Source organism: Curtobacterium sp. MCBA15_007 (assembly GCF_001864905.1).
Lineage (GTDB): Bacteria > Actinomycetota > Actinomycetes > Actinomycetales > Microbacteriaceae > Curtobacterium > Curtobacterium poinsettiae.
Genome location: NZ_MJGM01000078.1, coordinates 129,546 through 139,963, shown reverse-complemented (window position 1 = coordinate 139,963; position 10,418 = coordinate 129,546). Strand labels below are relative to the sequence as shown.

The following is a 10,418-nucleotide window of genomic DNA, read 5'->3' as shown; positions in this document are numbered from 1 at the left end:
CTGGGTACGGGCAGCAGCCGTACGCCCAGCCCTACGTCGACCCGTACCCGCAGTTCGCGCAGCCGATCCCGCTCGGGCCTGATGGCACCCCGCCGCTCTGGGCGCCGTGGTACGGCATCGGGTTCCTCGATGCGTTCACGCGGTTCTTCAAGAAGTACGCCCGGTTCGACGGGCGCGCCAGTCGGAGTGAGTTCTGGTACTTCGTCCTCGCCAACGCCATCGTGACCATCGTGTTGTTCGGCGGGTTCTACGCCGTTCTGTTCGCGACGGTCGGGGCGAGTAGCGGCGTCGACGAGTACGGCAACCCCACGGGGAGCAGCGCTCCGTCGCCGTTCGCCTTCGTGCTGCTCGGCCTCTCCTTCCTGTGGTGGCTCGCCACGATCGTGCCGGGCATCGCGCTGGGCTGGCGTCGCGTGCACGACGCGAACCTGGCAGGCCCGTTCTGGCTGATCGCGCTGTTCGTCAGCGCGGCTGCGATCGTGTTCGGCTGCCTGCCGTCGAACCCGGCCGGCGCGCAGTACGACCGCCCTGACCTGCGGTAGCTCCACGAACGAGAACAGCCCACCCCACGCATCGAGCGCAGGGTGGGCTGTTCTCGTTGGACGGTCAGACCACCCGGAGACGGACGAGCGCGCCGTCGACGACCAGGTCGCGCACGGTGGCGGACGGGTCGGCGATCTGGAAGCGCAGGGCACCGCCCGGCTGCTCGAACCACGGCTGGACGAAGCGGACGTTCACCAGGAACGGCCGGTCGACGACGTAGCGGTGCGTCTCGGGCGACGAGGTCACGTGCGGCGGCAGCGAGCGGCTGGGCAGCGGGGTGTCGAGCGGGTGGAGCAGGTAGCCGTCCGGGCCACCGATGCGGTCGACGGGGACGCCGGCCGGGATCTGGATGGTCAGGCCCTGTTCGCCCGCCTGGGAGACCTGCTGCGCGAGCTGCGGGTAGGTCGACGCCGCACGGTCACGGAGCCCGTCGAGCTCGTGGCGGGGGATGTCGCGCGGCTGCGGGAACGGACGGTTCAGGAACCGGCGCAGCATCTCCACGGCGTCGTCCTCGCCCGTCGCCTGCGCGAGCCGACGAGCCGTGCCGTAGTCGACGACCTCGAGCGCGTAGTCGGAGGCGTCGGTCTGGACGATGCGGAGCGCCCCCTCGACCGGCGGTTCGTGCAGGGTCTCACCGGGGAGCTGCACGTACCGGGTCGTGTAGCCGAGCTGGTCGAGGATGGGGCGGGTGTCCGCGAACGTCATGGTCGGGAGCCTATCGGTCGGCGTGGTGCGGAGCTTGGACGGAGCCGGGACTACGCCCGACCCCGCATGATCGCCTGCTTGACCTCGGAGATCGCCTTCGTCACCTGGATTCCGCGAGGGCACGCGTCGGTGCAGTTGAAGGTTGTCCGGCAGCGCCAGACGCCTTCCTTGTCGTTGAGGATGTCGAGACGGACGTTCGCGGCGTCGTCGCGGGAGTCGAAGATGAAGCGGTGGGCGTTCACGATCGCGGCGGGGCCGAAGTACTGCCCGTCGGTCCAGAACACCGGGCAGGACGACGTGCACGCCGCGCAGAGGATGCACTTCGTGGTGTCGTCGAACCGGGCGCGGTCGGCGACGGACTGCACACGCTCCTTGCCGGGCGTCGGGGCCGACGAGGACTGCAGGAACGGCTGCACCTCGCGGTAGCTCTGGAAGAAGGGCTCCATGTCGACGACGAGGTCCTTCTCGAGCGGCAGGCCCTTGATCGCCTCGACGTAGATCGGCTTCGAGACGTCGAGGTCCTTGATCAGGGTCTTGCACGCCAGACGGTTCCGACCGTTGATGCGCATCGCGTCGGAGCCGCAGACACCGTGCGCGCAGGAACGCCGGAAGGTCAGGGACCCGTCCTGCTCCCACTTGATCTTGTGCAGGGCGTCGAGGATGCGGTCGGTCGGCAGCATCATGACGTCGAAGTCCTGCCAGCGCGGCTCGTCGTCGACGTCGGGATCGAAGCGACGGACGATGACCGTGACGGAGAAGGATCCGGGAGGGGCGTCCTGCACGGTGTCGGTGCGGGGTGCTTCGGAGACCAGGGTGTCGGTCATCTCAGTACTTCCTCTCCATCGGCTGGTACCGCGTGATGACGACAGGCTTCCAGTCGAGCGTGATGTGGTCGTCGGCGAGTGACGAGTGCGGGTCGCCCGTCAGGTACGCCATGGTGTGCTGCATGTAGTTCTCGTCGTCGCGCTTGGGGTAGTCGTCGCGCATGTGTCCGCCGCGGCTCTCCTTGCGGTTGCGTGCGGAGTAGACGACGACCTCGGCCAGGTCGAGCAGGAACCCGAGCTCGACGGCCTCGAGCAGGTCGGTGTTGAACCGCTTGCCCTTGTCCTGCACGGAGACCTGCATGAAACGGTTGCGCAGTGTGTGCAGGGTCTCGGTGACACGGGCGAGCGACTCGTCCGTGCGGAACACCTGCGCGTTCTTGTCCATCTCCTCTTGCAGTTCCTTGCGGAGGGCAGAGACGCGCTCGGTGCCGGTGGAGGCGCGGAGCTGGTCGAGCATGCCGCGGACGCCAGCAGCCGGGTCTTCCGGCAGCGGGAGGAACTCGGCGGTCTGGACCCACTCGGCGGCGTTGTTGCCCGAGCGCTTGCCGAAGACGTTGATGTCGAGCAGCGAGTTCGTGCCGAGACGGTTCGAGCCGTGCACGGAGACGCAGGCGCACTCGCCGGCGGCGTACAGCCCGGGGACGACGGTGGTGTTGTCGTACAGGACCTCGGCCTTGACGTTCGTCGGGATCCCGCCCATCGCGTAGTGCGCGGTCGGCATGACGGGGACCGGCTCGACGACGGGGTCGACACCGAGGTACGTCCGGGCGAACTCGGTGATGTCCGGCAGCTTCGTCTCGAGGACCTCGGCACCCAGGTGCGTGCAGTCGAGCAGCACGTAGTCCTTGTTCGGACCGGCGCCGCGACCTTCTGCCACTTCCTGCACCATGCAGCGCGCGACGATGTCACGCGGAGCGAGGTCCTTGATGGTGGGGGCGTACCGCTCCATGAAGCGCTCACCCGAGGCGTTCCGGAGGATCGCGCCCTCACCGCGGGCACCCTCGGTCAGCAGGATCCCGAGCCCTGCGAGGCCGGTCGGGTGGAACTGGAAGAACTCCATGTCCTCGAGCGGCAGGCCCTTGCGCCAGACGATGCCGACGCCGTCGCCGGTCAGGGTGTGCGCGTTCGAGGTGGTCTTGTACATCTTGCCGAAGCCACCGGTCGCGAAGATCATCGCCTTGGCGTGGAAGACGTGGAGCTCACCGGTCGCGAGCTCGAACGCGACGACGCCGGCCGGCTGCTGGCGGGTGACGCCGTCCTCGCCGACGACGTCGACCATGATGAGGTCGAGTGCGTAGAACTCGTTGTAGAACTCGACGCCGAGCTTCACGCAGTTCTGGAACAGCGTCTGCAGGATCATGTGCCCGGTGCGGTCGGCGGCGTAGCAGGCCCGGCGGACCGGGGACTTGCCGTGGTCGCGGGTGTGCCCACCGAAACGACGCTGGTCGATCTTGCCCTCGGGCGTGCGGTTGAACGGCAGGCCCATGTTCTCGAGGTCGATGACGGCGTCGATCGCCTCTTTCGCGAGGATCTCGGCGGCGTCCTGGTCGACCAGGTAGTCGCCGCCCTTGATCGTGTCGAAGGTGTGCCACTCCCACGAGTCCTCTTCGACGTTCGCGAGGGCTGCGGCCATACCGCCCTGCGCCGCACCGGTGTGCGACCGGGTGGGGTAGAGCTTCGAGATGACGGCCGTCTTCGCCTTCGGGCCGGCTTCGATCGCGGCTCGCATGCCCGCGCCTCCGGCGCCGATGATGACGATGTCGAACTGGTGGTGGTGGACGGTGGTCTCGGTCACAGGGGTCTTTCCGTAGACGGTGGGAACGCGGGCAGCAACGGTGGTGGTGCTACTGCGCCGGGCAGAAGGACGGCAGGTCGGCGGCAGCTGCGCCGGCGGGGCACGGGTCGAAGGTCCAGCAGACGAGGAGCCCGAGCACGATCAGCACGACGCAGGCGGCCAGGATCGCGATGAGGAGCGTCTTGCGGATGCCCGGCTTCGACACGTAGTCGTTGACGATGGTGCGCATGCCGTTCGAGCCGTGGATGAGGGCGAGGACCAGCATGAGCGAGTCCCAGACCTTCCAGAAGGGGTTGGCCCACTTGCCGGCGACGAAGGCGAAGTCGATCTGCTTGACGCCCTCGCCCGCCACCATGTTGACGAAGAGGTGGCCGAAGATCAGCACGACGAGCAGGACGCCCGAGGCGCGCATGTAGATCCAGCCCCACTTCTCCCAGTTGGTGGTGCTCCGGGCGGCCGCTGCCGAGCGGGGAGGTTCGACGATCTGCGTGGTCATGTCCGTGCCCCTCAGTTGAAGTCCGCGACGAGGTTCATGAGCTGGCGGGGCAGGAAGCCCGCGATCGCCACCGCCCACAGGACCATGACGATCCAGAACATGGCCCGCTGGTACTTCGGGCCCTTGGACCAGAAGTCGATCAGGATGATCCGCAGGCCGTTGAACGCGTGGAACACGATGGCCATCACCAGCGCGATCTCGCCGAGGTTCATGATCGGGGTCTTGTACGTGCCGATGACGGCGTTGTAGGCCTCGGGGGAGAGCCGCACGAGTGCCGTGTCGAGGATGTGCACGAGCAGGAAGAAGTAGATCGCGACGCCCGTGATGCGGTGGAGGACCCACGACCACATCCCGATGGATCCGCGGTAGAGCGTGCCCTGTGGCGTCCGAGAAGCCCTGGGCGCTTCGATCGAGACGTCGGGCACCGCCGTCGCCGTACCCCCGCCGGTGTGCTCAGCCATGAGCTCGTCCTTCCATAGGACGGGCTCGCCCGATCGGCGAGCCCTTGCCGTTCGTGTTCGTGTGGAACACGACCCATCCTATGCGCGAGCGCTGACCTTCTCGTCCCGACCTGCCCGGAGGCCCCGTCCGACGGGCGGCGCGCCGATGGTCCGGGCCGTGTCGTGGTGGTCGAGGAGCTGGTCGCCGACGGCCTCCCACGTGGTCCCCTCGACGCGGAGCCGACCGGCCGAACCCATCCGCTCGGCCAGGGCGCGGTCGTGGTGCAGCCGCAGGACGGCGTGCCGCAGGGCCTGGGGTGCGTCGGCGTCGTAGAGCTCCCCGTCGAGCCCCGGGGCGACCAGGTCGAGCGGGCCGCCGGACGCCGGTGCGATCACCGGTAGGCCGGAGGCGTGGGCCTCCTGCAGGGTCTGCCCGAAGGTCTCGGCCGGACCGGTGTGCACGAACAGGTCGAGTGCTGCGTACGCGTCGGCGAGGGCGTCGCCGCGCAAGGGGCCGGTGAAGGTGACGTCGAGGTGCCGGAGCCGCCGCTCGAGCATCGCCCGAGACGGACCGCCGCCGGCGACGACGACCCGGATGCCGGGGACGCCACCGAGTTCGGCGAGTCGCTCGACCTCCTTCTCCGGGGCGAGGCGACCGACGTACCCGACGATCGTCTCGCTGTTCGGGGCGAGCCGGCGGCGGAGCGCGCGCACGTGCCCCGACGTCCGGCGTGCGGGGTGGAACAGTTCGGTGTCGACGCCGCGACCCCAGCGGGCGACGCGCGGTACGCCGTCCTCGGCGAGCATCGCGGCCGTCGCGCTCGACGGGGCGAGCGTCAGCGAGGCGCCCGCGTGGATGCGTCCGAGGATCTTCCGCACCAACGGGACGGTCGCGGTCAGGCCGTTGCGGCGGGCGAACCCGGCCACGTCGGTCTGGAAGACGGCGACGGAGGGGATGCCGAGCCTCCCGGCCGCCGTGATCGCGCGCCCACCCAGCAGGAACGGACTCGCGGCGTGGAGCACGTCGGCGCCGGAGGCGGCGAGGATCGTGTCGAGCACCGGGTGGGGGAGCGCCACCGGGAACTGCCGGTAAGCGACGGCGGGGACACGGTGGACGTCGAAGGAGCGGTAGCGCTCGACGGCGCTGCGCGAGCGGAACTGCGCGAGTCCGGGGGTGTCCGGGGCGATCACGACCGCGCGGTGACCACGTCGTTCCAGGTGGTCGAGGACCGCCAGGACACTCGTGGTCACGCCGTTGAGGGTGGGCAGGAAGCTCTCGGTCACGACGGCGACGGTCCGGGGGGACGTGCCGCGCTCCACGCTGCGTGCGCTCATGGTGCTGCCCATGCTCCGGGCGTGACGTGACCCGACGGGGCCGACGACGTGAACGGGACGCGCGCGCCGGGTGAACAACGCGACGCCCTCCGGTGCGGACGCCGGACGGCGTCCTGCGGGAGGCCGCATGCGGGAATCGTGCGGAGACCACCCAGGATCCGCCCGGCGGGGGCGGTACGGTGAGCGCGTGGCTGACGCTCTCGAAGACTTCTACGCGATCATCCCCGCAGGGGGCATCGGATCGCGCCTGTGGCCGTTGTCGCGCGCGGACGCACCCAAGTTCCTGCACGACCTGACGGGTTCCGGCACCTCGCTGCTGCGGCAGACCTGGGACCGCCTGGCGCCGCTCGCCGGCGACCAGCGGATCATGGTCGTCACCGGCCGTGCGCACCGCGTCGCGGTCGAGTCGCAGCTGCCCGGCGTCGAGGACCACAACGTGGTGCTCGAGAGCGAGCCGAAGGACTCGACAGCGGCCATCGGCCTGGCCGCGGCGATCCTGGTGCGCCGCGAGCCCGACGTCGTCATCGGGTCCTTCGCGGCCGACCACGTCATCGGCGACGCACGCGGTTTCCGCCGTTCGGTCCGCGAAGCCGTCGCCGTCGCACGCGCCGGCTACGTCACGACCATCGGCATCACGCCGACGGAGCCCGCGATCGGCTTCGGCTACATCCACGCGCACGGCGACACCCTGGACATCGAGGGCGCACCGACCGCGCACGCCGTCCGGTCGTTCGTCGAGAAGCCCGACCTGGACACCGCCCGCTCGTACGTCGAGCAGGGCACGTACCTGTGGAACGCGGGCATGTTCATCGCCCGCGCCGACGTGCTGCTCGAGGAGATCGGCCGGAACAACCCGACGCTGCTGGCCGGCATCAACGAGCTGGCGGACGCCTGGGACACCTCGGCGCGCGGCGCGGTCGTCGACGCGGTCTGGCCAACGCTCGAGAAGATCGCGATCGACTACACAGTCGCCGAGCCCGCTGCTGCTGCTGGTCGCATGGCCGTCGTGCCCGGCGACTTCGACTGGGACGACGTGGGCGACTTCGCCTCGCTCGCCAAGCTGCAGTCCGGTGGGCGACCGAACAACCTCGCGGTGCTCGGGGACGGCGCGCGCATCCTGGCGGACTCGTCGAGCGGCATCGTGATCTCGCACAGCCAGCGACTCATCTCGCTCATCGGCGTCGAGGACATCGTCGTCGTGGACACCCCGGACGCCCTGCTCGTCACCACGAGCGCGAACGCCCAGCGGGTGAAGGGTGTCGTGGATGCCCTGAAGATCAGCGGCCGGGGCGACGTCCTGTAGCGCTCCACCGACAAACCCCTCGAACTGGGGGTGAGCGGGCGGCCCCGCGTTACGGGCGCGTTTCGGCGGGGTCGCGATCCCGTAACCGATCCACGGGACCCCCGCAACGGGTCCTGTACCGACCCGACGGTCGTGTACTGTCGCCACGATCGCCCGGAACGCACGTGGTCCGGGCACGCTCCCCGGAGGAACCAACCCGTGACATCTCGTACCCGACAGGTCGTCCTCAGCGGCCTCGCGCTCGCCGGCACCGTCGCCGTCCTGGCCGGCTGTGCCTCGGCGCCGTCCACCACCGAAACGGCGAAGAAGACCGACTTCCGCCCCTGCATGGTCTCCGACGCCGGTGGGTTCGACGACAAGTCGTTCAACCAGCTCGGCTACGAGGGCATGAAGGACGCCGCCAAGGACCTCGGCGCCACCTACAAGGAAGCCGAGTCCAAGGACGCCACCGTCTACGACTCGAACATCGAGCAGCTCATCGGCCAGAACTGCAACCTCGTCGTGACCGTCGGCTTCAACCTGGCCGACGCCACGAAGAAGCAGGCCGCTGCGAACCCCGACACCGACTTCGCGATCATCGACGACAACTCGATCGACGCCAAGAACGTCAAGCCGATCACGTTCGACACCTCGCAGGCCGCGTTCCTCGCCGGCTACGCGGCGGCGTCGTACTCGAAGACCGGCGTCGTCGGCACCTTCGGCGGCATGCAGATCCCGACCGTCACCATCTTCATGGACGGCTTCGCGGACGGCGTGAAGTACTACAACGAGCAGAAGGACAAGGACGTCAAGGTCGTCGGCTGGAACGTCGACACCGGCAAGGGTTCCTTCACCGGTGGCTTCGAGGCCGGCACGCAGGCCAAGTCGGTCGCGCAGACGCTCCTCGACCAGGACGCCGACGTGATCCTGCCCGTCGGTGGCCCGATCTACCAGTCCGCTGCCGAGGCCATCAAGGACGCCGACAACGGTTCCGTCCTGATCGGCGCGGACAGCGACCTCTACGAGGCCGACCCCCGCTACAAGGACATCGCCTTCACCTCGGTCGAGAAGGGCATGCGCCCGGCCGTGAAGGACGTCGTCGAGCAGGCGGCTGACGACAAGTTCTCGAAGGAGCCGTACGTCGGCACCCTGAAGAACGACGGCGTCGGCATCGCTCCGTTCCACGACTTCGAGTCCAAGGTCGACAAGGGCCTGCAGGGCGAGCTCGACGACGTGAAGGCCGGCATCATCGACGGCTCGATCAAGGTCAAGACCCAGTCCTGACCCGGTGAACGCGGGCGGGGGAGCATCCCTCGCCCGCGTTCTCGTGCGCCCAGGTGGCGCACCCCAGACCGTGCATCCCCAGGGTGCACCCCAGACCGTGCACCCAAGGGTGCGCGCCAGACCGTGCTTCCGCAGGGTGCACGCGACACCGTGCGCCCGCGTGGCGCGCGCGAGACAGAAATAGACTCCCGAACATGAAGCTCGAACTCCGCGGCATCACCAAGCGGTTCGGCGCCCTGGTCGCCAACGACCACATCTCGCTCACCGTCGAGCCGGGTGAGGTCCACTGCCTCCTGGGTGAGAACGGCGCCGGCAAGTCCACCCTGATGAACGTCCTGTACGGCCTGTACGACGCCGACGAGGGCGAGATCCTGCTCGACGACGTGGTGCAGGACTTCGACGGCCCCGGTGACGCCATGCGCGCCGGCATCGGCATGGTGCACCAGCACTTCATGCTCGTGCCCGTGTTCACGGTCGCCGAGAACGTGATGCTCGGGCAGGAGCAGACGACCTTCGGTGGCCGTCTCGACCTGGCCGGTGCCCGCAAGCGCGTGCAGGAGATCTCGGACCGTTTCGGGTTCGACGTGGACCCGGACGCCAAGGTCGAGGACCTGCCCGTCGGTGTGCAGCAGCGCGTCGAGATCATCAAGGCGCTGTCCCGCGATGCCTCCGTGCTGGTGTTCGACGAGCCGACGGCCGTCCTCACCCCGCAGGAGACCGACGAGCTGATGGGCATCATGCGCCAGCTCCGCGAAGCCGGCACCGCCATCGTCTTCATCACCCACAAGCTCCGTGAGGTGCGCGAGGTCGCCGACCGCATCACGGTCATCCGCCTCGGCAAGGTCGTCGGCGAAGCTTCGCCGACCGCCACGAACAACGAGCTGGCCGCGCTGATGGTCGGCCGCGCCGTCTCGCTCGTGGTCGACAAGGAACCCTCGACCGGTGGCGACGACGCCCTGGTCGTCGAGCACCTCACCGTCACCGACCCGTCCGGCATCGTGCTCGTCGACGACGTCTCCTTCACGGTGCGTCGCGGCGAGGTCCTGGCGATCGCCGGGGTGCAGGGCAACGGGCAGACCGAGCTCACCGAGGCGATCATGGGCCTCGAGCCCGCGCACGGTGGCCGCATCACCCTGGACGGCAAGGAACTCACCGGCCGGAGCGTCAAGCAGGTGCTCGACGCGGGCGTCGGCTTCGTCCCCGAGGACCGCAAGGAGGACGGCCTGGTCGGCGAGTTCACCATCGCCGAGAACCTGATGCTCGACCGCGCCGACCACGCCGAGTTCGTCCGCGCCGGCACCATCCGGTCGGCGGAGCGTGACGCGTTCGCCGACGAGAAGATCGCCGAGTTCGACATCCGGACGCCTGGTCGCACCACCGCTGCCGGTCGGCTGTCCGGCGGCAACCAGCAGAAGATCGTCCTGGCGCGCGAGCTGAGCCGCGAACTGCGGCTGTTCGTCGCCGCGCAGCCCACCCGCGGCATCGACGTCGGCTCGATCGAGTTCGTCCACAAGCGCATCGTCGCCACCCGCGACACCGGTGTGCCGGTCATCGTCGTCTCCACCGAGCTCGACGAGGTCGTCGCACTGGCCGACCGCATCGCCGTGATGTACCGCGGTGGCATCGTCGGCATCGTCCCCGCGACCACCCCCCGCGACGTCCTCGGCCTCATGATGGCCGGGGAGATCCCTGAAGGAACGGAGCTGGCCGCATG

10 protein-coding genes are annotated in these 10,418 nt (G+C 69.1%); 4 read left to right on the top strand and 6 right to left on the bottom strand.

All coding sequences use genetic code 11. The annotated features are described in order from the left end of the window. A partial coding sequence (locus BIU95_RS16250) for a DUF805 domain-containing protein (RefSeq protein WP_368086291.1) occupies positions 1-542 on the top strand: 542 nt, incomplete at its 5' end. Positions 543-606: 64 nt separating this feature from the next. On the opposite strand, the gene BIU95_RS16245 is transcribed toward BIU95_RS16250, so the two are convergent. From BIU95_RS16245 to BIU95_RS16220, 6 genes are all read right to left on the bottom strand, one after another. After that, entirely contained in the window at positions 607-1,248 is a 642-nt protein-coding gene (locus BIU95_RS16245) for a TNT domain-containing protein (protein WP_031260557.1), read from the bottom strand. A gap of 50 nt (positions 1,249-1,298) precedes the next feature. Next, a complete protein-coding gene (locus BIU95_RS16240) occupies positions 1,299-2,072 on the bottom strand; it encodes a succinate dehydrogenase iron-sulfur subunit (RefSeq protein ID WP_017888736.1) in 774 nt (257 codons plus the stop codon). A 1-nt stretch (position 2,073) separates the two neighbouring features. Beyond that, the gene (sdhA, locus tag BIU95_RS16235; protein ID WP_042538838.1) at positions 2,074-3,867 is read right to left on the bottom strand and encodes a succinate dehydrogenase flavoprotein subunit; all 1,794 of its coding nucleotides are present in this window, start codon (positions 3,865-3,867) and stop codon (positions 2,074-2,076) included. A 49-nt stretch (positions 3,868-3,916) separates the two neighbouring features. After that, positions 3,917-4,363, bottom strand: coding sequence for a succinate dehydrogenase, hydrophobic membrane anchor protein (gene sdhD, locus BIU95_RS16230; RefSeq protein WP_056070803.1), 447 nt, complete (start codon positions 4,361-4,363; stop codon positions 3,917-3,919). Positions 4,364-4,374: 11 nt separating this feature from the next. Continuing rightward, positions 4,375-4,824, bottom strand: coding sequence for a succinate dehydrogenase, cytochrome b556 subunit (gene sdhC / locus BIU95_RS16225; protein WP_017888739.1), 450 nt, complete (start codon positions 4,822-4,824; stop codon positions 4,375-4,377). Positions 4,825-4,902: 78 nt separating this feature from the next. Continuing rightward, positions 4,903-6,138 (bottom strand): glycosyltransferase family 1 protein, encoded by a 1,236-nt coding sequence (locus BIU95_RS16220; protein WP_254783397.1) that lies wholly within the window; start codon positions 6,136-6,138, stop codon positions 4,903-4,905. Between the two features lie 187 nt (positions 6,139-6,325). Here BIU95_RS16220 and BIU95_RS16215 point away from each other — a divergent pair, with 187 nt between their 5' ends. The 3 genes from BIU95_RS16215 to BIU95_RS16205 form a co-directional block, all read left to right on the top strand. Then, a complete protein-coding gene (locus BIU95_RS16215) occupies positions 6,326-7,441 on the top strand; it encodes a mannose-1-phosphate guanylyltransferase (protein WP_017888741.1) in 1,116 nt (371 codons plus the stop codon). A gap of 198 nt (positions 7,442-7,639) precedes the next feature. Continuing rightward, entirely contained in the window at positions 7,640-8,704 is a 1,065-nt protein-coding gene (locus BIU95_RS16210) for a BMP family protein (RefSeq protein ID WP_017888742.1), read from the top strand. Positions 8,705-8,898: 194 nt separating this feature from the next. Continuing rightward, on the top strand, positions 8,899-10,418 hold a 1,520-nt coding region (locus tag BIU95_RS16205; protein WP_017888743.1), incomplete at its 3' end, for an ABC transporter ATP-binding protein.

What these genes read in the sequence shown, in the direction of transcription:
- BIU95_RS16240 (WP_017888736.1), bottom strand. Translation starts at nt 2,072, where the DNA reads ATGACCGACACCCTGGTCTCCGAAGCACCCCGCACCGACACCGTGCAG.
- sdhC (WP_017888739.1), bottom strand. Translation starts at nt 4,824, where the DNA reads ATGGCTGAGCACACCGGCGGGGGTACGGCGACGGCGGTGCCCGACGTC.
- sdhD (WP_056070803.1), bottom strand. Translation starts at nt 4,363, where the DNA reads ATGACCACGCAGATCGTCGAACCTCCCCGCTCGGCAGCGGCCGCCCGG.
- BIU95_RS16220 (WP_254783397.1), bottom strand. Translation starts at nt 6,138, where the DNA reads ATGAGCGCACGCAGCGTGGAGCGCGGCACGTCCCCCCGGACCGTCGCC.
- BIU95_RS16245 (WP_031260557.1), bottom strand. Translation starts at nt 1,248, where the DNA reads ATGACGTTCGCGGACACCCGCCCCATCCTCGACCAGCTCGGCTACACG.